Genomic DNA, 25,197 nt, shown 5'->3' with positions numbered 1-25,197 from the left:
TCCCGGCCGCTCCTCTTACTCCTCGACCGTGGAGGCGTTGGCCGACGCCGCGGCCTTCTTGGCGGCGGTCTTCTTCGCCGGTGCCTTCTTGGCGGCGGCCGTCGTCTTCTTCGCGGCCGTCGTCTTCTTGGCTGCCGTCTTCTTGGCCGCGGTCTTCTTGGCCGCGGTCTTCTTGGCGGGCGCCTTCTTGGCCGTCTTCTTCTTGGCCGGCCCCTTGGCACGCTTCTCGGCGAGCAGTTCGTACCCACGCTCCGGCGTGATGTCCTCGACGCTGTCGCCGGTGCGCAGCGTCGCGTTGGTCTCGCCGTCGGTGACGTACGGGCCGAAGCGGCCGTCCTTGACGACGACGGGGCGCTCGCTGACCGGGTCGGTGCCCAGCTCCTTCAGCGGCGGCTTGGCCGCGGCCCGCCCGCGCTGCTTGGGCTGCGCGTAGATCGCGAGGGCTTCGTCCAGCGTGATGCTGAACAGCTGCTCCTCGTTCTCCAGCGACCGCGAGTCGGTGCCCTTCTTCAGGTACGGGCCGTAGCGGCCGTTCTGCGCGGTGATCTCCACGCCTTCGGCGTCGGTGCCGACCACCCGCGGCAGGGACATCAGCCTCAGCGCGTCCTCGAGCGTGACGGTGTCGAGCGACATGGACTTGAACAGCGACGCCGTGCGCGGCTTGACCGCGTTCTTGCCGGTCTTCGGCGTGCCCTCGGGCAGCACCTCGGTGACGTACGGCCCGTAACGGCCGTCCTTGGCGATGATCTGGTGTCCGGTCGCCGGGTCGGCGCCCAGCTCGAAGTCACCGCTCGGCTTGGCGAGCAGTTCCTCCGCGTGCTCCACGGTCAGCTCGTCGGGCGCGAGGTCGTCGGGGACGTCGGCGCGCTGGTGGCCCTCCGCGTCCTTCTCGCCGCGCTCGACGTACGGGCCGTAGCGGCCGACGCGCAGCACGATGCCGTTGCCGACGGGGAAGCTGGAGATCTCGCGGGCGTCGATGGCGCCGAGGTCGGTCACCAGCTCCTTGAGACCACCCAGGTGGTCGCCGTCGCCGTTGCCCGCCTCGGAGGCCGCGCCGGCGGCGTCGCCCTCGCCGAAGTAGAAGCGCTTGAGCCACGGCACGGCCTGCGCCTCGCCCCGTGCGATGCGGTCGAGGTCGTCCTCCATCCTGGCGGTGAAGTCGTAGTCGACGAGCCGGCCGAAGTGCTTCTCCAGCAGGTTCACCACGGCGAAGGAGAGGAACGACGGCACGAGCGCCGTCCCCTTCTTGAAGACGTAGCCGCGGTCCAGGATCGTGCCGATGATCGACGCGTACGTCGACGGCCGGCCGATCTCGCGCTCTTCCAGCTCCTTGACCAGCGACGCCTCGGTGTAGCGGGCGGGCGGCTTGGTGGCGTGGCCGTCCACCGAGATCTCCTCGGCGGACAGGGCGTCGCCCTCCGCGACCTGCGGGAGGCGCCGCTCGCGGTCGTCCAGCTCCGCGTTCGGGTCGTCGGCGCCCTCCACGTAGGCCTTCATGAAGCCGTGGAAGGTGATCGTCTTGCCGGACGCGGTGAACTCGGCGTCCCGGCCGTCGGAGGCCCGGCCGCCGATCTTCACCGTCACGCTGTTCCCGACGGCGTCCTTCATCTGGGAGGCGACGGTCCGCTTCCAGATCAGCTCGTAGAGCCGGAACTGGTCGCCGGTCAGACCGGTCTCGGCAGGCGTGCGGAAGCGATCGCCCGAAGGCCGGATCGCCTCGTGCGCCTCCTGCGCGTTCTTGACCTTGCCGGCGTAGGTACGCGGCTTGTCGGGCAGGTAGTCGGCGCCGTACAGCTGCGTCACCTGCGCCCGGGCCGCCGCGACGGCGGTGTCGGACAGCGTGGTGGAGTCCGTACGCATGTAGGTGATGAAGCCGTTCTCGTACAGCTTCTGGGCGATCTGCATGGTCGCCTTGGCGCCGAAGCCCAGCTTGCGCGAGGCCTCCTGCTGCAGCGTCGTCGTGCGGAACGGCGCGTACGGCGAGCGGCGGTAGGGCTTGGACTCGACGGAGCGGACCGCGAAGGACGTGTCCTGGAGCGCAGCGGCCAGGGCGCGGGCGTTCGCCTCGTCGAGGTGGAGCACCTGTGCGCTCTTGAGCCGGCCGTCCGGACCGAAGTCGCGGCCCTGCGCGACACGCTGCCCGTCGACCGTGTTGAGACGGGCCGTGAAGGTCGAGGGGTCGGACGTGTCACCGGCGCGGCCGGTGGCGAAGGTGCCGGTCAGGTCCCAGTACTCGGCGGAGCGGAACGCGATGCGCTCGCGCTCCCGCTCGACGACGAGCCGGGTGGCGACGGACTGCACGCGGCCGGCGGACAGCCGGGGCATGACCTTCTTCCACAGGACCGGCGAGACCTCGTAGCCGTAGAGGCGGTCGAGGATGCGGCGGGTCTCCTGGGCGTCGACCATGCGCTTGTTGAGCTCGCGCGGGTTCGCGACGGCTTCGCGGATCGCGTCCTTGGTGATCTCGTGGAACACCATGCGGTGGACGGGGACCTTGGGCTTGAGCACCTCCAGGAGGTGCCAGGCGATGGCCTCGCCCTCGCGGTCCTCATCGGTGGCGAGGAAGAGCTCGTCGGACTGGGCGAGCTGCTCCTTGAGCTTCCTGACCTGGGCCCGCTTGTCGGCGTTGACGACGTAGATCGGCTGGAAGTCGTGCTCCACGTCGACGCCGAGGCGGCGCACCTCGCCGGTGTACTTCTCCGGCACCTCGGCGGCGCCGTTCGGCAGGTCGCGGATGTGCCCGACGCTCGCCTCGACGACGTAACCAGGGCCGAGGTAGCCCTTGATCGTCTTCGCCTTGGCAGGCGACTCGACGATCACGAGTCGGCGGCCGCCCTGTGCGGTCTCGCTGGTCGGGGACAACTTCGCTCTTCTCTCCGGTCGACATTCGATGGGCGCTCACTGCGGTGCGGTACGCGGTGGTGCGGCGTTACGGCACAGCTGTGGCGCTGCTGTCGCTGCGGAGTGTGACGGTACAACCCGCCCCCGTGTCAAACGGCAAAAGACCGCAACGGCCACTCGAACGGTAACCCGAGTCCAGCCTTTTCTGCCGCCCGGACCGGCACGTCGGCGCCCGTGCGCCGCCTCAGATACGAGCGAAGCACCACACGCCGAGCGTGAGGAAGGCCGCACCGAAGAAGATCCCGAAGGTGCCGGCCGTGGCGGGGCTCACTCCGTGCGCGACCGGTGCGCGGTGTGCGAGCCGTGTTCCCGTCCACAGCAGCAGTACGGCTCCGAACAGCGCGAATGCCGTCCCTGCGAAGATCGCTGGCCCGCTCTCCATGCCCGTACCCGGCCCTTCCCTGGCGCCATGGATGTCCGGATGCCGAGGCTGGCACCCCCAGGCGTCGTCCGCACGAATTCCGGGTGAACGGCGCGTAGGTTCACTCGCGCGATCGCCTCAGCGGATTTTCCGGAGGGATCTCCTCCTCTTTCTCCGTCTCATCGATCACTCCCCTTTGATCGTTCTCGGGGCCGGCGCGCGCACGGTCGCGGGAGCCGGGGAGCGCTGAGCGAACATTGGCCGGTTTGCCCGTATCCGGCGGCGTGAACCGTGCGGGCGGCTATGCCGTCGCGCCGGGACCGGCCGGTTCGAGGAAGCCCTCCTCCACCAGCAGCCGCAGCGCCTGCGGCGTCCGGTCACGCAGGAGCACCGGGTCCTCGTCGATCAGCTGGGCGATGGCGTCCAGGATCCGCCCGGCGCTCAGTGTCCCGTCACACACCCCCGCGAAGCCCGCGCCGACGGTGTCGACCTTGGTCGCCCGCCGCATGCCGCGGTTCTGGCGGAGGACCACGTGCTCCGGGTCCTCGGCGCCCGGCAGCCCGACCTGCTCCTGCACCACCTCGGGCGCCAGCCGGAAGCGGTCGGCGAGCAGCGCCGCGTCGTCGTGCGTCCGCAGGTAGTCCTGCCGCTCGAAGTGGGCGCGCACGGCGTCGCCGAGCGGCTGCTCGACGGGGTGCGGCCACTCCTCCGTCATGATCGACGGCCGGTCCGCACCGGACTTGCGCAGCGTGATCCAGCCGAAGCCGACCGCAGTGGTCTTCCGCGCCTCGAACTCGTCCAGCCACGCGTCGTACCGCGCCGCGTACTGCGCGGGATCGCCGCGGTGGTCGCCGCTGTCGCGCAGCCACAGCTCCGCGTACTGCGTGATGTCCTGCACCTCGCGCTGCACGATCCAGGCGTCGCAGCCGCGCGGCACCCAGGAACGCAGCCGCTCCTGCCAGTCCTCCCCCTCGACGTGCTGCCAGTTGGCGAGGAACTGGGCGAAGCCGCCCTCGTTCAGCCTGTCCCCCGCCTGCTGGACGAGCGAGCGGCACAGATCGTCCCCGCCCATCCCGCCGTCCCGGTAGGTCAGCCGGGCGCCGGGGGAGATGACGAAGGGCGGATTGGAGACGATCAGGTCGAACGTGTCCGAGGCGACCGGCTCGAACAGCGAGCCCTCCCGCAGGTCGGCCTCCCGTGCGCCGGACAGCGCGAGCGTGAGCCGGGTGAAGTGCAGGGCGCGGGGATTGAGATCGGTGGCGGTGACCCTCGTCGCGTGCTGGGCGGCGTGCAGCGCCTGGATGCCGGATCCCGTGCCGAGGTCGAGCGCGGCCGCGACCGGCGTGCGCACGGTGATGCCGGCGAGCGTGGTGGAGGCGCCGCCGACACCGAGGACGACCCCTTCGCCCTGTCCCCCGGCTCCCCCCGCGCCGCCGACCGCGCAGCCGAGGTCGGACACGATGAACCAGTCCTGGCCCTCCGGCCCCCCGTAGGGCCGGACGTCCACGGTGGCCCGGACCTCGTCGCCGTCGCGCACCACCCAGCCGTCCGCCGAGGCGGCGTCGACCGGCAGCGCGTCGCGCGCCCGCCCGTACGCCACGGGCCGCTGCAGCAGGAACAGCCGGACGAGCGTCTCCAGCGCTCCCTCGCCACGGGTGGCACGCAGGGCGGGCACGGTCTCGCTGCGGGCGAGCGCCGCGTAGGCGCTGGCTCCGAGCAGGTCGAGCAGCCCGTCGGCGGTGAAACCGGCGGCGAGGAAGGCCTCACGGAGTCGGGGGGCGTGGCCGGGCGCGGGAAGACTGGTCGTACTCACGAAACCCATTGTGGCGGCCGCCCCTGACAATCGCCGCACGGCCGGCCCCGACCCCGGGGCCGGCCGTGCGGTGTGCCCGTGCGGTGTGCCCGTGCGGGGCGGCACGCGCCGGCCGCGGGCCGAGTGGGGCCTCACACAGCCTTGTTGCCCTGCGCGGGAGCCCCGGTCATGCCTTGCTGGGCGACGCGGAGGCGCCCGGGGCGGGGCTCGACGTCTTCGCCCTCTGGCAGCCCGGCTGCTTCGCCATGGCCCGGCCCAACTCGCCGGCCTGGAGCCTGGCCAGCGCCTGCTGGTCCATGCGCTCGATCTTCTTCAGACCGTCCGCGACCTCCTGCAGGCCGTCGGCGAACTTCTGCTGGTCCTTGGCGTCGAGGGCGTCGACCTTCTGCTTGAGCGCCAGGTACTCCTTGGCGGTTGCCTCCAGCTCGTTCACTGCGTCGGTGCGGAGCTTCTCGCCGTTCTCGACCGGCGGGACACCGGCGTCCCTGACGGCCTTGGCAAGTGCCTTGTCCGCTGCGGCGATGTCCGCGAAAGCCTTGGAGTCGGCGGCCTGGATGTCGGCGGGCTTGCCGTCCGCGGCCGTCGAGATGATGGCCTGCTGGGCGTCGGCTCTCTTCTGGATCTGCGGCTGGGCCTGGTCACAGACCTTCTTGGCCCAGTTGTTCACCTTCTCCTCGCTGTCGTCCCCGCATCCCGACAGCGCCAGTACCAGTACCGCACCGCCGGACAGTGCGGCCGCAAGCTTCTTGTTCACCGGATTGGTCCCTTCCAAGGCTCTCTCGGCCCCGGAACATACACGCCAAGTGGGCGACAAACGCATGTCGTACGCCCTGCTCATCACCTTTTGCAGCCATTTGCACCAAGGGAGACAAGACTCACCCACACGCGCGAATGGGCGGACGCCACGTCAGTACGCAGCGCCCGCCCATGTGTTGGTGCGAGGTCAGGACACCGCCGCGGGATCGGCCGACTTCGCGCTGCGCTCGGTCCGGCCGTCCCCGTCGCCGCCCACCGCGATACCGCGCCGCTTGGAGATGTAGACGGCTCCCACGATGACCACCATGGCGATCGCCGCGACCAGCGCGCGCACGCCGGCGCTGGAGTCGTCCCCGAAGCTGAACTGGACGACCGCCGGCGCGATCAGCAGCGCCACCAGGTTCATCACCTTCAGCAGGGGGTTGATCGCCGGACCGGCCGTGTCCTTGAAGGGGTCACCGACCGTGTCGCCGATCACCGTCGCCGCATGGGCCTCGCTGCCCTTGCCGCCGTGGTGGCCGTCCTCGACGAGCTTCTTGGCGTTGTCCCACGCACCACCGGAGTTGGCGAGGAACACGGCCATCAGCGTTCCGGTGCCGATCGCCCCCGCGAGGAACGCGCCGAGCGCGCCGACCCCGAGCGAGAAGCCGACCGCGATCGGCGTCATCACCGCGAGCAGACCGGGCGTGGCCAGTTCCCGCAGCGCGTCCTTGGTGCAGATGTCGACGACGCGCCCGTACTCCGGCTTCTCCGAGTAGTCCATGATCCCGGGGTGCTCGCGGAACTGCCGCCGCACTTCGTAGACCACGGCTCCCGCAGAGCGGGACACGGCGTTGATCGCCAGCCCGGAGAAGAGGAAGACGACCGCGGCGCCCAGGACCAGACCCACCAGGTTGTTGGGCTGGGAGATGTCCATCACCAGGTTCATCGGGGCGCCGTCGCCGAGCCTCTCGCCGACGTCCCTGGCCGCGGTCCCGATGGCGTCACGGTACGAGCCGAAGAGAGCGGCAGCGGCGAGCACGGCCGTGGCGATGGCGATGCCCTTGGTGATGGCCTTGGTGGTGTTGCCGACGGCGTCCAGGTCGGTCAGGACCTGCGCGCCCGCGCCGGTGACGTCGCCCGACATCTCCGCGATGCCCTGGGCGTTGTCGGAGACCGGTCCGAAGGTGTCCATGGCGACGATGACGCCGACCGTGGTGAGCAGGCCGGTTCCGGCGAGAGCCACGGCGAAGAGGGCGAGCATGATCGACGTGCCGCCGAGCAGGAACGCGCCGTAGACGCCGAGGCCGATCAACAGCGCTGTGTAGACCGCTGATTCGAGGCCGATCGAGATACCGGCCAGGACGACGGTGGCGGGGCCGGTCAGCGACGACTTGCCGATGTCCCGGACCGGACGCCGGTTCGTCTCGGTGAAGTAGCCCGTCAGCTGCTGGATCAGGGCCGCCAGCACGATGCCGATGGCGACGGCGACGAGCGCCAGGACACGCGGGTCACCCTCGTGCGCCCGGACAGCGGCGTCCCCGACACCGTCCAACTCCGCGTACGAAGAGGGCAGGTAGACGAACACCGCGATGGCCACCAGGACGATCGAGATCACCGCGGAGATGAAGAACCCCCGGTTGATGGCGGTCATCCCGCTGCGGTCGGCGCGCCGCGGGGCGACCGCGAAGATGCCGATCATCGCGGTGACCACGCCGATCGCCGGGACAATCAGCGGGAAGGCGAGCCCGGCGTCGCCGAAGGCCGCCGAGCCGAGAATGAGGGCCGCGACGAGCGTGACGGCGTACGACTCGAAAAGGTCGGCCGCCATGCCGGCGCAGTCCCCGACGTTGTCGCCCACGTTGTCGGCGATGGTCGCGGCGTTGCGGGGGTCGTCCTCGGGAATGCCCTGCTCGACCTTGCCGACGAGGTCGGCGCCGACGTCGGCCGCCTTGGTGAAGATGCCGCCGCCGACACGCATGAACATGGCGATCAGCGCGGCGCCGAGGCCGAAGCCCTCGAGCACCTTGGGCGCGTCGGCCGCATAGACGAGCACGACGCAGGAGGCACCGAGGAGCCCGAGGCCCACCGTGAACATGCCGACCACGCCACCCGTACGGAACGCGATCTTCATGGCCTTGTGCGCGACTGCCGTCAGATCCTTTTCCGGTTCTCCTTCCTGCGGTGTCGCTTCCCGCGCGGCCGCCGCCACCCGGACATTGGCCCGCACCGCGAGACGCATGCCGATGTATCCGGTGGCCGCCGAGAAGATCGCGCCCACCAGGAAGAACACGGAACGCCCCGCACGCTGCGACCAGTCGTCCGCAGGAAGAAGCATGAGCAGGAAGAACACCACCACGGCGAAGACGCCGAGGGTGCGCAGCTGCCGTGCGAGATAGGCATTCGCGCCTTCCTGCACCGCCGCCGCGATCTTCTTCATGGAATCGGTGCCCTCGCCCGCGGCGAGGACCTGGCGCACGAGCAATTGGGCGACGACCAGGGCCACCAGTGCGACAGCTGCGATGACCACGACGATCATCCGGTTGTCGTCCGTGAGCACCGCGGCAGCGTAGGAAGTGGGATGATCGGTCATTTGTGGGTTGAAGAGCCCCGCCATTCGTCCTCCTTGACGTTCAGAGCTCAAGATGTGGACGGATTGTAGGTAGCGGAACCTGATCAAAACAGGGTGCGGCAAATGCAATTGACCTTCACCGGCTACTCAGCAAATGATCGCGTTCTGAAAACGTGCCCGAAAGAGGTAATGGGGCAAAAGCATTGACCCTTGATCGATGATCTAGAAAATACGAAAGAGGCCCTGCTCAGCAGGGCCTCTTTCGCGAAACAATGAGAGGGGAATCGGAAGATCGATCACCCGGACGGCGGTCAAGCATGCGCAGGGCACCGCCCGGCGAATCTGGCCGGTCCGTCATGACGGCCTCCCGGTGCCCGGGCAGGCTCGTCGAATCTGTCGGCCCGCGATGGGCCGAACGGGTCATGGCGAGCCCTGGCCGACGGAGAAAGGGGCGGAGGGACGGGGTGGAAGGACAGCCGGCCCGACGGGTCAGGTGGCCGCCGGAGGCGGTGCCGCGGGCCAGCGCATCCGGATCACGCCGCCGTCCTCGGAGGACGAGACCTCCATGTCGTCCACGAGGCCGCTGATCACCGCGAGGCCCATCTCGTCCTCGCCCTCGGCTTCCTCATCGGCTGCATGCCCGCCCGCACCGCCGCCCGAGCCGGAAACCTCGTCCCCGACCTCGATCGAGAAGGTCTTCTCCTCCTCGGAGAGCACGACCCGCACGGGCGCCGTGAGGCCGTGGCTGCGGTGCAGTCCGACCGCGCGGCTGCACGCCTCGCCGACGGCGAGGCGGACCTCGTCCAGCACCGCCTCGTCGACCCCGGCCCTGCGTGCCACGGCAGCGGCGACCAGCCGGGCCGTCCTGACGTGCTCGGGCTGAGCGCTGAAGCGGAGCTCAACGGTGGCCATGCAGATCCCCCTCGGACATACGGGCGTGCCTCTCAGGGGCCCGGGCTGGATGCCCGGTGCCCCTCACTGCTTCCGGCGGTCTCCGGCCGACTGTCAGTCGGTCGCCGCGACGGCTTCGTCGACCGTGGTGTGGATCGGGAACACCTTGGTCAGACCAGTGATCCGGAAGATCTTGAGAATGCGCTCCTGGTTGCACACCAGGCGCAGGGAGCCCTCGTGCGCGCGCACGCGCTTCAGGCCGCCGACGAGCACGCCGAGGCCGGTGGAGTCGAGAAAATCCACGCCCTCCATGTCGACGACCAGGTGGTAACTGCCGTCGTTCACCAACTCGACCAACTGCTCGCGCAGCTTGGGCGCGGTATACACATCATACACATCAATCTCGCCACCGACCTCGACGACCGTGCGGTCGCCACCAGGGCCGGACACATTGCGAGTCGACAGGGACAGGTCCACGGATCCTCCAGCACCTTGCTATCGAGCGGCCGCCCTCTCAGGTCTCCCCGACGGAGCCGGAGGACAGTCGCCAGCCGCGATGGCATTCAATCACTTACCAGCAGCCATGCACGACGCCTTGGGACCATTGTCCGTCACGCCAGTGACACACTCGGTGCCGATGGCCAAGAATCACCGTCCCAGACGACCACCCGAGAGCGGGGAAACCCGCCCCTCCCCCGGTGCGGTCCTCGACCGGCTCACCACGGGGGCGAACCGGGCTGCGCGCATCACTCATACGGAGCACTTGCCCCCGCGACCGGGCAGGCATGCCGTCTGGCCCGACCGCATCCGCGCGGAAGTGATCGCCGCCGTCCAGGAGGCCGGCATCGACCACCCCTGGGTCCACCAGGCGGCCGCCGCCGAGCACGCCCTGGACGGCGAGTCCGTGGTCATCGCGACCGGCACTGCCTCGGGCAAGTCCCTGGCGTATCTCGCCCCCGTCCTGAGCACCCTCCTCGACGGCGCCGAGGCCCCGAACGGCCGCGGCACCACCGCCCTGTACCTGGCCCCCACCAAGGCCCTCGCCGCCGACCAGCTCCGCGCCGTCCGGGAGCTCGCCGCGCCCCTCGGCAACCGCGTGCGCCCCGCCGTCTACGACGGGGACACGCCCGTCGAGGAACGCGAGTGGGTGCGGCAGTACGCCAATTACGTCCTCACCAACCCGGACATGCTGCACCTCGGGATACTCCCGTCCCACCCGCGCTGGTCCTCCTTCCTCCGCTCCCTGCGCTACGTCGTGATCGACGAGTGCCACACCTACCGGGGCGTCTTCGGCTCCCACGTCGCCCAGGTGCTGCGCCGCCTGCGCCGCCTGTGCGCCCGCTACGGGGCACACCCCGTCTTCCTGCTCGCGTCGGCCACCGCCGCGGCCCCGGCCGTCGCCGCCGGCCGTCTCACCGGCCTGCCCGTCCGGGAGGTCGCCGACGACGCCTCACCCCGCGGCGAACTCGTCTTCGCCCTGTGGGAGCCGCCGCTGACCGAACTCCACGGCGAGAAGGGCGCGCCGGTCCGCCGTACCGCGACCGCCGAGACCGCCGACCTGCTGACCGACCTGACCGTGCAGGGCGTGCGCAGCGTCGCCTTCGTCCGCTCCCGCCGGGGCGCCGAGCTCATCTCCGTGATCGCCAAAGAGCGCCTCGCCGAGGTCGACCGCTCGCTGCCGCAGCGCGTCGCCGCCTACCGGGGCGGTTACCTCCCCGAGGAACGCCGCGCCCTCGAACGCGCGCTGCACTCCGGCGACCTCCTGGGCCTCGCCGCCACCACCGCACTCGAGCTCGGCGTCGACGTCTCCGGACTCGACGCGGTCGTCATCGCCGGATACCCGGGCACCCGTGCCTCCCTGTGGCAGCAGGCCGGCCGCGCCGGACGCTCGGGCCAGGGCGCCCTGGCCGTCCTCGTCGCCCGCGACGACCCGCTGGACACCTATCTCGTCCACCACCCCGAGGCGCTGTTCCGGCGGCCGGTCGAGTCCACCGTCCTGGACCCGGACAATCCCTACGTCCTCGCTCCGCACCTGTGTGCCGCCGCGGCCGAACTCCCGCTCACCGAAGCCGACCTGAAGCTCTTCGGGCCCGCCACCGCCGAGCTCATGCCCCAGCTGGAGGCGGCGCGACTGCTGCGCCGGCGCGCGTCCGGCTGGCACTGGACGCGCCGGGAGCGGGCCGCCGATCTCACCGACATCCGCGGCGGCGGCGGGCGTCCCGTCCAGATCGTCGAGGCCTCCAGCGGCCGCCTGCTCGGCACCGTCGACGAGGCGGCCGCCCACACGGCCGTCCACGACGGCGCCGTCCACCTGCACCAGGGCCGCACCTACGTGGTCGAACAGCTCGATCTGGAGGACTCGGTCGCCCTGGTCGAGGAGGCCAATCCGCCGTACTCGACCACCGCACGCGACACCACCTCCATCTCCGTGCTCGACACCGACATCGAGGTCGCGTGGGGGGACGGGCGTCTGTGCTACGGCTCCGTCGAGGTCACCAACCAGGTCGTCTCCTTCCTGCGCCGCCGGCTCATCACCGGCGAGGTGCTCGGCGAGTCGAAGCTCGACCTCCCGCCCCGCACCCTGCGCACCCGGGCCGTGTGGTGGACGGTCACCGAGGACCAGCTCGACGCCGCACGGGTGGGTGTGGAACAGCTCGGCGGAGCCCTCCACGCCGCCGAGCACGCCTCCATCGGCATGCTGCCGCTGTTCGCCACCTGCGACCGCTGGGACATCGGCGGTGTGTCCGTCCCGCTCCATCCCGACACCCTGCTCCCCACGGTCTTCGTGTACGACGGGCATCCGGGGGGCGCGGGCTTCGCCGAGCGTGCCTTCCACACGGCGCGCGAGTGGCTCACCGCGACGCGCGAGGCCATCGCCTCCTGCGAGTGCGAGGCCGGCTGCCCCTCGTGCATCCAGTCCCCCAAGTGCGGCAACGGCAACGACCCGCTGCACAAGCGCGGCGCGGTCCGCCTGCTCACCGAACTGCTCCGGGGCGCTCCGGCCCAGGCGCCGGGAGAGTGGCCCCTGGGCGAGCCCCGGGACGCGGCTGGTCAGGAGACCGCGGGAGAGCCGGCGCAGGAGCAGGCGTCCCAACCGGTGGGTGACTCGGTGGGCGAGCCTGCGGACGGACCTTTCGGCCCGCCGGCGTACGGACCGGCGAAGGCCCCGGAGGGCGGGCCGGAGGGACGGCCTTCGTAGGAAACGACCGGGCCGGTGGCGGAGGGGCCGCCCCGCGACCCGTCGTAAGGAGCGGTGGGGCCCGGCGACGGGACGGCGCGGGCGGCCGGCTCCGCGTCGCACGGGTCTCTCCGTCGGCCACCCCCTCGGGCGGCCCCGCCCTCGACCGGACCTCGTGTGCGTACGGCCCGAAGCGGGAGCGGGCGCTCACGTCGGCGATCTCGCCCCGCACCACGCACCTCGTGACCTCCGCCCCCTGCGCACGGGCTACCTCGGCCGCCTCGGCGCACGCCGCGTCCGGGCCGCTCAGGGCACGATCGGCCGCGGCCAGGGCCGCCAAGTCGGCAGCCCCGCCGGCCCGATGCCGTGCCACGACCACCTGTCCCATCGCCAGCACCAGCGCGAAGACCGCACACAGCACCGTGGTGGCGGACGCCACCCAGACGGTGGCCGAGCCCCGGTCGCGCTTCATGGCGCCACCGCCGCACGGCCCGGCACGGCGGCACCGGCCAAGGCCGGAGCACGCACCGCGCTCACCCCTGCCCCGTCGGGCCGGACGGCTGCGGCGCCGCCTCCCGAGGCGTCGTCCGTGCCCTGCCCCACCGTGTCCTCGGCCAGGGCCGCCGCCTCCGCGCTCAGCGTCAGCCCCAGCGCACCGGGTCCGGGCGTGTCCGCCTGCACCCGTACCCGCCACAGATCGCCTGCCCTGGACAGGGTGACCCGTGCGCCGGAAGGAGCCGCGGAGCGTGCGGCTGCAAGCGCCGCCGCACGCGGCTCCGACCTGGCAGCCGCCCGTGCCCCGGCCCGTGCCGCGTCCACGCACTGGATCTGCGCGGACGCGGCCATCAGCGCCCAGACCAGGGCCATGGCGAACAGGACCAGCGCGGGAACCGCCACTGCCGCCTCGGCGGTCACCGACCCCCGGTCGCCTCGCCCGTCGGGAGGCGCGCCCGGCTTCTCAGAACTGGGCATCGAGAGCCTTGCCGATCAGCGCCTGGAGCCCCTTCGACACCGCGTCACTCGTGACGACCTTGTACAGAACGGCCGCGAAGCCGCAGGCGGCGATCGTCCCCACCGCGTACTCGGACGTGGTCATGCCCTTGTCCGTCCGCAGCCCTGCCAGCCGGCGGCGCAGTCCGCCGAGCCGGCCGCCGAGCGGCCCGCCTCCGTCAGCCCTGCTCTCGCACAGCCGGTGCCACAACGTCTTCCACATGCTGGACCCCCTGGTCTCGTAGTGCTCTTGTACGGATGAGAAATCGGTGCGGTCAGTCGGTGGCCAGCAGTTGGCCGGCCAGCCCGATCACCACCGGTGCGACGCCGACGGCGAGAAAGGCGGGCAGGAAACACAGGCCCACGGGTGCCGTGATCAGCACCTGTGCCTTCCGACCGCGTGCCGCCACCTCACGGGCGCGGTCCGCCCGGAGCCTCTCCGCCAGCCGCGTCACCTGCTCCGCAGCCGGTGCGCCCGTCAGGTCGGCGCGCTCCAGGCAGCGGGCCAGCGGTCCGGCACCCGCTGTCGCGCCGAACCAGCCCCAGGCGTGTGCCGGCTCGCCACCGAGCCTCAGCTCGGCCGCGGCCCTGGCGAGTCGCTCGCCGAGCTGACCGCCCAGCGACTCGCCCACGGCCTCCGCCGCCTCACGCGGCCCCGCGCCGGCCGAGATACAGGCGGCCAGAAGGTCCGCGGCGAGCGGCAGTTGGCGTGCCGCCTCCTGTCCGCCATCGGCTCCCTCCCTGTCGGCCACCACCGCCGCGGCACGCTCCCGACGCCGGAGCCGGTGCCGTACGCCGAGTGCCGCGGCGATCCCCACAGCGGCGCCGGCCGCACCGCCGATCAGGACGTAACACAGGGCCGCCGCGCCGAACGGCGCCGCCCACGTCCTCGCCCGCGCCGCCAACTGTGCTCTGCTGCGGCGCTGTTCCCGCTCGACGGAGAGCAGGGCCTCGATCCGTCCACGCGCCGCCCTGCCACGGCGGTGCGCCGCGATCAGCGACCCGACACAGCTCACCGCCGCCAGGCCGGCCAGCACCGCCCCCAGCCTGTGGAGGGCGTCCGGGCTCATGTCCCCTCACCCGCCCGCACGATCCGCCCGGCCCAGAACAATCCGGCCGCCTCCAACAGCCCTCCGGCGGCCAGGCATGCGAGACCGCCCGGCGTGTGGAGCAGCACGCCCAACGGGTCCGCGCCGAGCGCCCAGCCCATGCCCAGCCCGGCGACAGGCAGCAGCGCGAGGAGCACGACGGTCGACCATGCGCCCGCCAAGTGCGCGGCCAGGTCCTCCCGTTGGTCCCGCTCCGCACGCAGCACAGCCTCCAGCCGGTCCAGACCGGCCGCCAGCCCCGCACCGCTGTCCACGGCGACCCGCCAACAGGCGGCGAATCCGGCCAGCCCCGCCGCGCCGGGCTGCCGAGCAGCCGCCTTCAGCGCCCCGGCCACATCACCGCCGAACCGTGCCGCAGCCAGGACGGCGGCCTCCTCCTGGCCGAGCGCCCTGGTGGACCGGGCGCCGAACAACAGGGCCTGCCCCGGCTGGAGGCCCGCCCGCAGTTCTCCCGCGACCGCTCCGCAGAGCGCGACCACCCTCTCGGCCGTGCGGTCCTCTTCCCTCCTCTGCTCCCGGCCCCGCAGCCGCCGCCGTACCAACGGCACCGCCGCCGCTCCCGCGAGGAGGGGCAGGACGGACTTCCCGAGTACGGCGACCAGGAGCGCCACCGGCAGGCACAGCCACTCCCTGTGCAGCCGCACCACCGGCAGCAGGCGCTCCCACGCCCACCACGGCGGTTCCGCGACGGCACCCCCGCCCGCCAGAAGCAGCCGCGCCCGGCGCGGTCCTTGGCCGTGGCCCGTGATCAGCCAGGCGGCGGCCCCGGCGCAGACCGCCGCGGCGCACATCGACTCGGTGACCCTCACAGCGCCTCCCCGATCAGGGCGCGAAGCCGCGGCCAGCCCTCCTCGCGCGCGAATGCCTCCGCGCCCCACCTCAGCGCCGGAACCGTCACCACCAGCCCGGCCGCATCCCGCTCCAGCACGTGCACCTCCGCGATGCGCCGCCGGCCGTCCGCGTCCCGTGCGAGATGGACGACGACGGAAAGGGCCGCGGCCAACTGGCTGTGCAGTGCCGCCCGGTCGAGGCCCGCCGCGGTCCCCAGCGCCTCCAGTCGTGCGGGCACGTCCGCCGCCGCGTTCGCGTGCACGGTGCCGCAGCCCCCTTCGTGACCGGTGTTGAGCGCGGCCAGCAATTCCGTGACCTCGGCGCCCCGGACCTCTCCGACGACCAGCCGGTCGGGCCGCATCCTCAGTGCCTGGCGGACCAGGTCGCGCAAGGTGACCCGTCCCGCGCCCTCCTGGTTGGCGGTGCGCGATTCGAGCCGCACCACGTGGGGATGGTCGGGCCTCAGCTCGGCCGAGTCCTCGGCGAGCACGATGCGCTCCCGCTCCCCCACCAGTCCGAGCAGACTGCTCAGCAGGGTCGTTTTCCCCGAACCGGTCCCGCCGCTGATCAGGAAGGAGAGCCGGGCCGCGACGAGCGCCCGCAGCACACGGTCCCCGCCCGGCGGAACCGTCCCCGCCACGACCAGCTCCCGCACCGAGAACGCCCGCGGCCGCACCACTCGCAGCGACAGGCACGTCGAGCCGACGGCCACCGGGGGAATGACGGCGTGCATCCGTGTCCCGTCCGGCAGCCGGGCGTCCACCCAGGGCCGGGCGTCGTCGAGCCTGCGCTCCGCCACCGCCGCGAGCCGCTGCGCCAGCCTGCGCACGGACGCCGCGTCCGGGAACGTGACCTCCGTGAGCTCCAGCCCCCTGCCCCGGTCCACCCACACCCGATCCGGCGCGGAGACCAGCACATCGGTGACGGACGGGTCGGACAGCAGGGGCTCCAACGGTCCGGTGCCCACCAGCTCGCCCCGTAACTTCTCCGTACCGCCCAGCACTTCGGCGTCCCCGAGCAGGCGCCCCTGGGCACGCAGAGCTGCCGCGACCCTCGCCGGTGTCGGCTCGGCGCCGCTCTCCGCCAGCCGCTGCCGCACGGCCTCCAGCAGCCCGGTGCTCATGAGACCGTCTCCCCGGCGAGCGCCCTCTCCCAGAACGCCGCGCAGAACCTGGCCAGCGGCCCTCGTCCGCTCGCTCCGGGCGGCGCTCCGCCGTCCTGGTCCGCCGACAGTCCTGCTTCCACGGGAAGTTCACCCGCGAGCGGCAGGCCGAGCGCGGACGCCACCCACTGATCGTCCAGCCCGGAGGCGTACGGGCCGCGGACGACCACGCGCAGGTCCGAGAGGACCATGCCCACCACCGAGGCGACCCGGTTCGCGGCGGCGACCGCGCGGAGCTCACCGGGGACCACGAGCAGGCCCAGGTCGAGCTGGGCGAGTGCCTCGGCCACGCCCTCGTCGACGCGGCGCGGCAGGTCGACGACGACCACCCCGCCCCGGCGGCGCGCCGCCGCGAGCACCGACCTCATCGCCTCGGGCGGGACGACGACGCAGTCGCCGCGGTCCCAGCTGAGCACCCGCAGCGCGTGCAGCTCCGGCAACGACTCCTCCAGTGCACCGCCGGCGACGCGGCCCTTCGAGGCGGCGAAATCGGGCCATCGTCTGCCCTCCGTCTGCTCGCCGCCGAGCAGAACGTCCAAGCCACCGCCCAGTGGGTCCCCGTCGACGAGCATGGTGCGCCGGCCGGCGCGAGCGGCCGTCACGGCGAGGGCGCAGGCCAGCGTCGACGCCCCCGCGCCGCCCCGCCCGCCGATGACTCCGACCGTCAGGGCCTGCCGTCCGACGCCCTCGGCGACGTCGGCGATCCGGTCGACGAGCCAGCCCTCCCCGTCGGGCAGGCGAAGAACACTGTCGGCACCGATCTCCACGGCCCGCCGCCAGACGTCCGGGTCGTCCTGATCGCGGCCCACGAGCAGCACCCCTTGCCTGCGGGTGGCCCCGCGGCACCGCTCGGCCGCGTCGTCCCCGACGAGGACCAGCGGCGCGCCCTCCCAGACACCCTTGCGATCGGGGACCGTGTGGTGGACGTCCGGCTCGGCCCCCGCCGCCGCGCACAGCCGCAGCAGGTCGTCGAGCAGCTCCACGTCCTCCGTGACGATCAGAGGCCCACCGCGGCGCTCCTCCGCCGTGCGGGGACGCTCCGATGTGATGGATCCGGCCACGATCTCCACCCCTCTCCCGGCGATCTCGCACACGGCGAGATCCGTGATTCCTTCGGCCCGCGAACTTCGCGGCTGGAATCACGGTGCAGCTCGCCGAAAAACCGTGTGGATCTTGCCGAAAAACTGTGGACAACCGGCCAGTTGTGAATATCTCCGTAGCCCGAACCGGTGACCCGCGGAAAGTTCCCGGAGCGCAGCGCCGCAACTACCCTCAGTGATGAATCCGAGGGTGCGTCTTCCATGTCTGTCCAGCGCCACAGAGGCGGGCAGCAGGCGACCACGGCCGCGAAGATGAAGGAGAAAGCCGCCCGGACATGCGACGACCCCCGCCGGGGGGGAGAGCGGGGGTCGTCTCTCCGGCCGACTCGGGGGGGGAGGAGCCGGACCGGGTTAGCACGGTCGCGAACGATCCGTGACTTCCATGGTGTACCCGAGAGCCTTCTCAGGCAAACCCACGCGCCCAGCGTACGCCGAATGGCGGGCACATATGCTCACCCCGTGGAAAACCACTCCTTGCCGCGCACAGCCGCCTTCTTTGATCTGGACAAGACGGTCATTGCGAAGTCCTCGACGCTGACCTTCAGCAAGTCCTTCTACCAAGGCGGGCTGATCAGTCGGCGTGCCGCGCTGCGCACCGCCTATACCCAGTTCGTGTTTCTCGCGGGCGGCGCCGATCACGACCAGATGGAGCGGATGCGCGAGTACCTGTCCGCGCTCTGCAAGGGCTGGAACGTGCAGCAGGTCCGGGAGATCGTCGCCGAGACGCTGCACGATCTCATCGACCCGATCATCTACGACGAGGCCGCCTCCCTCATCGAGGAGCACCACATGGCCGGCCGGGACGTGGTCATCGTGTCCACGTCCGGCGCCGAGGTGGTGGAGCCCATCGGCGAGCTGCTCGGCGCGGACCGCGTCGTGGCCACCCGCATGGTCGTCGGCGACGACGGCTGCTTCACCGGCGAGGTGGAGTACTACGCGTACGGGCCGACGAAGGCAGAGGCCGTCCGGGAGCTCGCCGCGTCGGAGGGCTACGACCTGGACCGCTGCTACGCGTACAGCGACTCGGCGACCGACATCCCGATGCTCTCGGCGGTGGGCCACGCCTATGCCGTGAATCCGGACCGCGCACTGCGCCGCGAGGCGGCGGTACGGGGCTGGCCGGTTCTCGTCTTCAACAAGCCGGTGCGGCTGAAGCAGCGGCTGCCGGCCTTCTCGATACCGCCCCGTCCGGCGCTGATGGCCGCCGCGGCGGTCGGTGCGGCGGCCGCGACCGCCGGGCTCGTCTGGTACGCCAACCGCCGCCGGGGAGCGGCGCGCGCGGCCCGTGCGACGACCCCAGCCGTCACCCGCTTCGCCCGTATTTGAACCTAAAAGTAAAGAAGTCTGCGCAGGCCTTTCCCTTCCCGGCCTGCGGTAGTACAAAGGATGCAACGGCCCGCGAGACCGAGGACATCCGAAAGGATCACCTTTAAACGCAGAGAAGGCCCCACGGACCGAAGCATGGAAGCCGAGCACCCACGCGACGTCGACCCGTCGATTACGGGCCAGCCGCACCAGGTGACGGGCAAAGTTCCCGACCTGATGGGCAACATTCGAGGACGCATGGTAACTGGGTGGACATGCCAGCGGCGGTACCAATTGGTACCGCCGCAACCCTTTTCGGCAGGAATTCGGGCCTTTCGCCCGCAGGGGCGTCCCCCTCAGGCCGCACCGCGCTGCAGCGCTTCGCACACCGCCGTCGACTCCCTGACGCCCAGCTCCACGGCCCGTCCGCAATGGGCGATCCAGGCCGCCATGCCCTCCGGCGTCCCCGACAGGTAGCCCTCGAAGGCCGCGATGTAGGCCGCGCGTCCCTGTTCGGCGTGTCCGACCTCGGCCGGACAGATCGACTTCGGGTCGAGGCCGCTGCCGATGAGCACAATCCGCTCGGCGGCCCGCGCGACCAGACCGTTGCGGGAAACGAAGGGGCGCAGCGCGAGCAGCTCGCCGTGCACCACCGCCGCCGTCACCAGGGCAGGTGCCGAACTGCCCGTGATGATCAGCTCAGCGAGCCCGTCCAGACGCCCGGCCACCTCGGCCGCACCGGGCAGCGGCGCCTCGATCAGCGGCTCGTCGACCGGCTCGCCGGACAGGCGCGGCCTGCCCACCGCCTCGGCTGCGTCGCTGCCGCTCGCCGCCACCAGATGCAGTCTGGCCAGCACCCGCAGGGGCGACTGCCGCCAGATCGAGAGCAGCTGGCCCGCCTCCGCCGTCAGCCGCAGCGCCGCACCCACGGTGCGCGCCTCGGGCTCACTGCCGAAGTCGGTGCGCCTGCGCACCTCCTCCAGCGCCCAGTCGGCGCCGGACAGGGCGGCGGAGGCGCGGGCGCCCCGGAGCGCGGCCTCCGACGTGATCTCGTTGCTGCGCCGCCGCATGACCCGGTGCCCGTAGACCCGGTCGACGGCTTTGCGTACGGAGTCCACGGAGTCGGCGACGCCCGGCAGCGTGCCGAGGGTGGCGAGAGGGTCGGCCGGCGAGGCGTTCGTACTCATAGGTAGCGAGGCTACGCGCCCCCGGCCCGCGCCCCACCTTTGAGTGGTCTTCTTCACGCCCGTCGCCAACGGTCCGCCCTCACGGCACTACCCTAGGTGAACATGAAGATCGCTTTCGTAGGGAAGGGCGGCAGCGGCAAGACGACTCTGTCCTCGCTCTTCATCCGCCACCTGGCCGCCGCCGAAGCCCCTGTCATCGCGGTGGACGCCGACATCAACCAGCACCTGGGGGCCGCGCTCGGTCTCGACGACGCGGCGGCCGCCGCCCTGCCGGCGATGGGCGCGCACCTACCGCTGATCAAGGAGTACCTTCGCGGCACCAACCCGAGGATCACCTCGGCCGAGACGGTGATCAAAACCACCCCGCCCGGCGAGGGCTCCCGGCTGCTGCGGGTCGTCGAGGACAACCCGGTGTACGAGACGTGCGCCCGCACCGTACGGCTCGACGACGGCGAGATCCGGCTCATGGCGACGGGGCCGTTCACCGAGTCCGACCTCGGCGTCGCCTGCTACCACTCCAAGGTCGGCGCGGTCGAGCTGTGCCTCAACCATCTGGTGGACGGGCCCCGGGAGTACGTCGTGGTCGACATGACCGCGGGCTCGGACTCCTTCGCCTCCGGCATGTTCACCCGGTTCGACATGACCTTCCTGGTGGCCGAGCCGACCCGCAAGGGGGTGTCGGTCTATCGCCAGTACAAGGAGTACGCCCGGGACTTCGGGGTGTCGTTGAAGGTCGTGGGCAACAAGGTGCAGGGCCCGGACGACCTGGAGTTCCTGCGCGACGAGGTGGGCGACGACCTGCTCGTCACCGTGGGCCACTCGGACTGGGTCCGGGCGATGGAGAAGGGCCGGCCTCCTCGGTTCGAGCTGCTGGAGGCCGCCAATCGGACGGCGCTGCAGACCCTGCAGGACGCGGTCGAGGACTCGTACGCGCACCGGGACTGGGAGCGCTACACCCGTCAGATGGTGCACTTCCACCTGAAGAACGCGGAGAGCTGGGGCAACGCGAAGACAGGGGCGGACCTGGCCGCCCAGGTGGACCCCGCGTTCGTGCTCGGCGAGCACGCGCCGGTGCCGCAGCCGGGCTGATCCGCGCGACGAGGGCGGCCCGGCCGGCCCGGACCGCCCCGCGTCATGCCGCGTTCAGCGCTGCGACGCGCGTTTCCCGGCGTCCCGCTCGGCGCGCGGACCGGCTGGGGCCACCGGCGGCTTCGAGAGGAAGGAGGACCACCCGCCCTTGGGCGCCTCACCGACCTCCAGCTGCCGCAGCTTCTCGAGAACCAGCGGGTCCTGGGCGTCCAGCCAGTCGGCCAGCTGGCGGAACGACACGCACTTCACCTCGCTCTTCACGCACACCGTGGCGATCGTCTGCTCGATCGCCTTCATGTACGTTCCGCCGTTCCAGGACTCGAAGTGGTTGCCGATGATGAGCGGCGCGCGGTTGCCCTTGTAGGCCCGGTCGAATGCCCGCAGCAGGCCGTCGCGCATCTGGTTGCCCCAGTACGTGTGCATCGCCGCTTTGCCCCTGGACGTGCCCGACTGATTGACCATGAAGTTGTAGTCCATCGACAGCGTCTCGAAGGCGCGGCCGGGGACGGGGACCATCTGGAGGGAGAGGTCCCACAGGCCCAGTTCCTTCTTGGGCCAGACCTGTTCACTGATCCCGCTGGCGTCGTAGCGGAAGCCCAGGTCGCGCGCCGCCCGCAGGAAGTTGTCGCGGCCTTCCAGGCACGGGGTGCGGGCCCCGATGAGTTCCTTGTCGTAGTCGAAGGGGAGCGGCTCGGCCGAGGCGAGGCCGGCGTTCGTCCTCCAGTTCTTCACGAAGGACTTGGCCTGGCGGATCTCGCTCTTCCACTCCTCGACGGACCAGGAGCCCACCCCCCTGTCCTTGCCGCAGAAGTGCCCGTTGAAGTGGGTGCCCACCTCGTTGCCGTCCTGCCAGGCGCCGCGCAGCTCCCGCACGGTGTCCTTGATTCCCCGGATGTCGTTGAAGCCGATGTCGGAGCGGCCGACGGCGTGCTGGGGAGGGTCGTACAGGTGCCGCTTCTTCTCGGGGAGGAGATAGACGCCGCTGAGGAAGTACGTCATCGTCGCGTCGTACTTCTTGCCGACCTTGCGGAAGCGGGAGAAGAGCTTTTGGCTGTCCTCGCCGGCGCCGTCCCATGAGAACACCACGAACTGCGGGGGTTTCTCACCGGGCTTGAGCCGTCGAGGCGTGAGCAGACCCGGCTGGGGACCGGTGAAGGCGGTGGAGCCGTCGCCGATGAGGCGGACTCCGCCCTTCTTCTGAGCCGGGGCACCGTGCTCGGTGCCCGCGCCGCCCGAGCCCCCCGCACCGCTGCCCGAGCAGCCGGCGAGTCCTGCGATCAGTGCCGTGGCGACCGCACCGACGGCGGCGGCCTTCTTCGTGACGGCCGGCATCCACCCACCCTCTTTCGTATGGCGATACGACTATCTGACTGCGATGGAGCCGACACGGTCGCTCGCCAGCGATGGGGAGGGCGGCCCGACAGGCCGCGATGAAATGATTAATCACTGCATCAGGTGATTGATTGCCCCATTTGCCCAGAAAATCATGCCTGAGTCTTTACTCTGCATTACGATCCATTTACTTAACGTTGAGCGCTCGTGCGATTCGAGCATCCCGCCGCTGCATGCCGTGCCCCACGGCCGCGCCCCCACCGTTCCGCGACCGCGCCACCTTGGAGGAGACGGGAATGTCCTGCGTCCCCACCCGCACCGACGATGTCGATCACCCGCCGACGTCCCCGGCCGCCCGCTCCCAGAGCCCGCACAGCCCGCCACCCACCGGACCGCGCAGGCGCTTCCGCATCGCGGGCGCCGACCTGTCCGCGTCCGTCTGCGTCTTCCTGATCGCCCTGCCGCTCTCCCTCGGCATCGCGCTCGCCACCGGGGCGCCGCTCCAGGCCGGCCTCGTCGCCGCCGCCGTGGGCGGCGTCGTCGCGGGCCGGTTCGGCGGATCCCCGCTCCAGGTCAGCGGCCCTGCCGCCGGACTGACCGTCGTCACCGCCGAGTTGATCCAGCGATACGGGTGGCGCACGACCTGCGCCATCACGGTCCTCGCCGGCCTGTGTCAGCTCGGCCTCGCCGCCCTGCGGGTGGCCCGCTCCGCCCTCGCCGTCAGCCCCGCGATCGTCCACGGGATGCTGGCCGGCATCGGCGTCACCATCGCCCTGGCGCAGCTGCACATCGTCCTCGGGGGCACCCCGCAGAGCTCTGCCATCGCCAACGTGGGCGCGCTGCCGGAGCAGTTGGCGCGTCTGCACCCGGCCGCACTGTCCGTCAGCGTCCTGACCGTCGCCGTCCTGCTGGCGTGGCCGCGTATCCCGGGGCGAACGGGACGGATCGTGCGGACTGTTCCGGCGGCCTTGGCAGCCGTCGCCGCCGCGACCGCGCTCGCGACGTTCGCGCAGCTCCACCAGCCGCGTGTCGACCTGCCCTCCTGGCGCTCGCACGCGCTCCCCGAACTTCCCGAGGGGCCCGTGCTCGGGCTGATCGCCGCCGTCCTCACCATCACGCTCGTCGCCAGCGTGGAGTCACTGCTGTCGGCCGTCGCCATCGACAGGCTCGCCGCCGCCCGCAAGCAGCCGGACGTGCGCATCCCCCGCGCGGACCTCGACCGCGAGCTCGCCGGTCAGGGCGCGGCCAACGTCGTGTCCGGCGCGCTCGGCGGACTGCCCATCACCGGCGTCGCGGTCCGCAGCTCGGCGAACGTCTCCGCAGGAGCGGTCAGCCGCCACTCCACCATGCTCCACGGGCTGTGGATCGCTGTGGCCGCGCTGCTGCTCGTGCCCGTCCTCGACCTGATCCCGCTGGCCACGCTCGCCGCGCTGGTCATGGTGGTCGGCGTGCAGATGGTCAACATCACGCACCTGCGCAGCGTCAAGCGCAACCGCGAGATCCTGGTCTACGCGGCAACCGTGAGCGCTGTCGTCCTGACCGGCGTACTCGAAGGCGTGCTGATCGGGATCGCGGTCGCCGTCACCGTCGCGCTGCACCGGCTCACCAGAACCCGGATCACCATGGAGGAGGAAGGCGGCGTCCACCGTGTGCGTGTACGCGGGCAGTTGACGTTCCTGGCCGTTCCCCGGCTGAGCCGTGTCCTCGGACAGGTGCCGCACGGCGTCGACTGCGTGGTCGAGCTGGACGGCTCGTTCATGGACCACGCGGCGTACGAGGCGCTGCACGACTGGCAGACGTCGCACAGTGCGCAAGGCGGCACCGTGGAGTTCACGGGCCGGTCGGGGGCGCGGATCAGCGAGCCCGTGCACGAGACGCACGGCTGCTGCCGCCCCTGGACGCCCTGGCGCAACCACCACTGCGGCGGGCCCCCACAGCCGGCCGAGCCCCACCAACTGGCCACCGGGCTGAGCGCGTTCCAGCGCAACACCGCCCCCCTGGTCCGCGACGAGCTGGCGCGCCTCGCCCGTGAGGGCCAGAAGCCGTCCCAGCTGTTCCTCACCTGCGCCGACTCCCGGCTGGTCACCAGCATGATCACGGCGAGCGGCCCCGGTGACCTGTTCACCGTGCGCAATGTGGGAAATCTGGTTCCGCTGCCCGGCGAGGAGAGCGGCGACGACTCGGTCGCGGCCGCCATCGAGTACGCGGTGGACGTGCTGGGGGTGGAGTCCATCACGGTCTGCGGCCACTCGGGCTGCGGGGCGATGCAGGCCCTGTTGAACAGCCCGCCCGAGGGCACGCCGACGCCGCTGCGCCGCTGGCTGCGGCACGGTATGCCCAGCCTGGAGCGCATGCGCAGCCGTCGGCATGTGCCGGCGAGGATCTCGGGGCGGATGCCCGCGGACGCCGTGGAGCAGCTGTGCCTGACCAATGTGGTGCAGCAGCTGGAGCATCTGCGGGCCCATGAGTCGGTCGCCCGCCGGCTCGCCGAGGGCAGGTTGCAACTGCACGGCATGTACTTCCATGTCGGCGAGGCCCAGGCGTACCTGCTCACGAGCGCCACCGACCTGGATGTCGATCAGGTATTCGACCGGGTCGCTCCCACCCCGTCCGTGCTGGAGAAGGCCCGCGTCTGATCACA

At 71.5% G+C, this 25,197-nt stretch carries 19 protein-coding genes and 1 pseudogene; 4 read left to right on the top strand and 16 right to left on the bottom strand.

Going from position 1 to position 25,197, the window contains the following annotated elements:
• Nucleotides 1-15: 15 nt before the first annotated feature.
• The 7 genes from topA to AB0K02_RS13170 all read right to left on the bottom strand — a co-directional run bounded on the left by topA (nt 16) and on the right by AB0K02_RS13170 (nt 9,750).
• The gene (gene topA, locus AB0K02_RS13200) at nt 16-2,862 is read right to left on the bottom strand and encodes a type I DNA topoisomerase (protein ID WP_365992486.1); all 2,847 of its coding nucleotides are present in this window, start codon (nt 2,860-2,862) and stop codon (nt 16-18) included.
• A 223-nt stretch (nt 2,863-3,085) separates the two neighbouring features.
• Nucleotides 3,086-3,283 carry a hypothetical protein gene (locus AB0K02_RS13195; protein ID WP_365992485.1) on the bottom strand — a complete coding sequence of 66 codons (198 nt, stop codon included), beginning with the start codon at nt 3,281-3,283 and terminating at the stop codon, nt 3,086-3,088.
• Between the two features lie 280 nt (nt 3,284-3,563).
• Nucleotides 3,564-5,084: a class I SAM-dependent methyltransferase gene (locus AB0K02_RS13190; protein ID WP_365992484.1), complete on the bottom strand. Its 1,521-nt coding sequence runs from the start codon at nt 5,082-5,084 to the stop codon at nt 3,564-3,566.
• Nucleotides 5,085-5,241: 157 nt separating this feature from the next.
• Nucleotides 5,242-5,829, bottom strand: a complete 588-nt coding sequence (locus AB0K02_RS13185) for a small secreted protein (protein WP_365992483.1) — start codon at nt 5,827-5,829, stop codon at nt 5,242-5,244.
• A 189-nt stretch (nt 5,830-6,018) separates the two neighbouring features.
• Nucleotides 6,019-8,427 carry a sodium-translocating pyrophosphatase gene (locus AB0K02_RS13180; protein WP_365992482.1) on the bottom strand — a complete coding sequence of 803 codons (2,409 nt, stop codon included), beginning with the start codon at nt 8,425-8,427 and terminating at the stop codon, nt 6,019-6,021.
• A gap of 444 nt (nt 8,428-8,871) precedes the next feature.
• Nucleotides 8,872-9,294, bottom strand: a complete 423-nt coding sequence (locus AB0K02_RS13175; RefSeq protein ID WP_365992481.1) for an ATP-binding protein — start codon at nt 9,292-9,294, stop codon at nt 8,872-8,874.
• Between the two features lie 93 nt (nt 9,295-9,387).
• Nucleotides 9,388-9,750, bottom strand: a complete 363-nt coding sequence (locus tag AB0K02_RS13170) for an STAS domain-containing protein (RefSeq protein WP_365992480.1) — start codon at nt 9,748-9,750, stop codon at nt 9,388-9,390.
• A gap of 79 nt (nt 9,751-9,829) precedes the next feature.
• Between AB0K02_RS13170 and AB0K02_RS13165 the strand changes: the two genes are divergently transcribed.
• Nucleotides 9,830-12,472 (top strand): DEAD/DEAH box helicase, encoded by a 2,643-nt coding sequence (locus tag AB0K02_RS13165; protein ID WP_365992479.1) that lies wholly within the window; start codon nt 9,830-9,832, stop codon nt 12,470-12,472.
• 127 nt (nt 12,473-12,599) lie between these two features.
• Here AB0K02_RS13165 and AB0K02_RS13160 read toward each other — a convergent pair.
• From AB0K02_RS13160 to ssd, 7 genes and pseudogenes are all read right to left on the bottom strand, one after another.
• Nucleotides 12,600-12,923, bottom strand: a pseudogene (locus AB0K02_RS13160) (Rv3654c family TadE-like protein); the annotation flags it as partial.
• Nucleotides 12,920-13,423 carry a TadE family type IV pilus minor pilin gene (locus AB0K02_RS13155; RefSeq protein WP_365992478.1) on the bottom strand — a complete coding sequence of 168 codons (504 nt, stop codon included), beginning with the start codon at nt 13,421-13,423 and terminating at the stop codon, nt 12,920-12,922. The gene AB0K02_RS13155 and the pseudogene AB0K02_RS13160, both read right to left, overlap by 4 nt.
• Entirely contained in the window at nt 13,410-13,664 is a 255-nt protein-coding gene (locus tag AB0K02_RS13150) for a DUF4244 domain-containing protein (RefSeq protein ID WP_365992477.1), read from the bottom strand. The genes AB0K02_RS13155 and AB0K02_RS13150 overlap by 14 nt, the downstream gene beginning before the upstream one ends.
• A gap of 52 nt (nt 13,665-13,716) precedes the next feature.
• Nucleotides 13,717-14,511, bottom strand: coding sequence for a type II secretion system F family protein (locus tag AB0K02_RS13145; RefSeq protein WP_365992476.1), 795 nt, complete (start codon nt 14,509-14,511; stop codon nt 13,717-13,719).
• Nucleotides 14,508-15,341: a type II secretion system F family protein gene (locus AB0K02_RS13140; RefSeq protein ID WP_365992596.1), complete on the bottom strand. Its 834-nt coding sequence runs from the start codon at nt 15,339-15,341 to the stop codon at nt 14,508-14,510. Before AB0K02_RS13140 ends, AB0K02_RS13145 begins: the two co-directional genes overlap by 4 nt.
• Nucleotides 15,342-15,355: 14 nt before the next feature.
• Nucleotides 15,356-16,504, bottom strand: a complete 1,149-nt coding sequence (locus tag AB0K02_RS13135) for a TadA family conjugal transfer-associated ATPase (protein WP_365992475.1) — start codon at nt 16,502-16,504, stop codon at nt 15,356-15,358.
• The gene (gene ssd, locus AB0K02_RS13130; RefSeq protein WP_365992474.1) at nt 16,501-17,604 is read right to left on the bottom strand and encodes a septum site-determining protein Ssd; all 1,104 of its coding nucleotides are present in this window, start codon (nt 17,602-17,604) and stop codon (nt 16,501-16,503) included. The genes AB0K02_RS13135 and ssd overlap by 4 nt, the downstream gene beginning before the upstream one ends.
• A gap of 474 nt (nt 17,605-18,078) precedes the next feature.
• Here ssd and AB0K02_RS13125 point away from each other — a divergent pair, with 474 nt between their 5' ends.
• Nucleotides 18,079-18,969, top strand: coding sequence for an HAD-IB family hydrolase (locus tag AB0K02_RS13125; protein ID WP_365992473.1), 891 nt, complete (start codon nt 18,079-18,081; stop codon nt 18,967-18,969).
• A gap of 335 nt (nt 18,970-19,304) precedes the next feature.
• On the opposite strand, the gene AB0K02_RS13120 is transcribed toward AB0K02_RS13125, so the two are convergent.
• On the bottom strand, nt 19,305-20,135 hold the full coding sequence (locus AB0K02_RS13120; RefSeq protein ID WP_365992472.1) for an oxidoreductase: 831 nt from the start codon (nt 20,133-20,135) through the stop codon (nt 19,305-19,307).
• Nucleotides 20,136-20,237: 102 nt separating this feature from the next.
• Between AB0K02_RS13120 and AB0K02_RS13115 the strand changes: the two genes are divergently transcribed.
• Nucleotides 20,238-21,224 carry an ATP-binding protein gene (locus AB0K02_RS13115; RefSeq protein ID WP_365992471.1) on the top strand — a complete coding sequence of 329 codons (987 nt, stop codon included), beginning with the start codon at nt 20,238-20,240 and terminating at the stop codon, nt 21,222-21,224.
• A gap of 54 nt (nt 21,225-21,278) precedes the next feature.
• Here AB0K02_RS13115 and AB0K02_RS13110 read toward each other — a convergent pair whose 3' ends face one another.
• Entirely contained in the window at nt 21,279-22,556 is a 1,278-nt protein-coding gene (locus tag AB0K02_RS13110) for a hypothetical protein (RefSeq protein WP_365992470.1), read from the bottom strand.
• A 296-nt stretch (nt 22,557-22,852) separates the two neighbouring features.
• On the opposite strand from AB0K02_RS13110, the gene AB0K02_RS13105 reads away from it, so the two are divergent.
• Nucleotides 22,853-25,192 (top strand): SulP family inorganic anion transporter, encoded by a 2,340-nt coding sequence (locus AB0K02_RS13105; RefSeq protein ID WP_365992469.1) that lies wholly within the window; start codon nt 22,853-22,855, stop codon nt 25,190-25,192.
• Nucleotides 25,193-25,197: the final 5 nt, after the last annotated feature.

The sequence above is a fragment of the Streptomyces sp. NPDC049597 genome (genome assembly GCF_040675505.1).
GTDB lineage: Bacteria > Actinomycetota > Actinomycetes > Streptomycetales > Streptomycetaceae > Streptomyces.
Note: the sequence above shows the minus strand (reverse complement) of the source record. Positions and strands in the feature narration are given on the sequence as shown.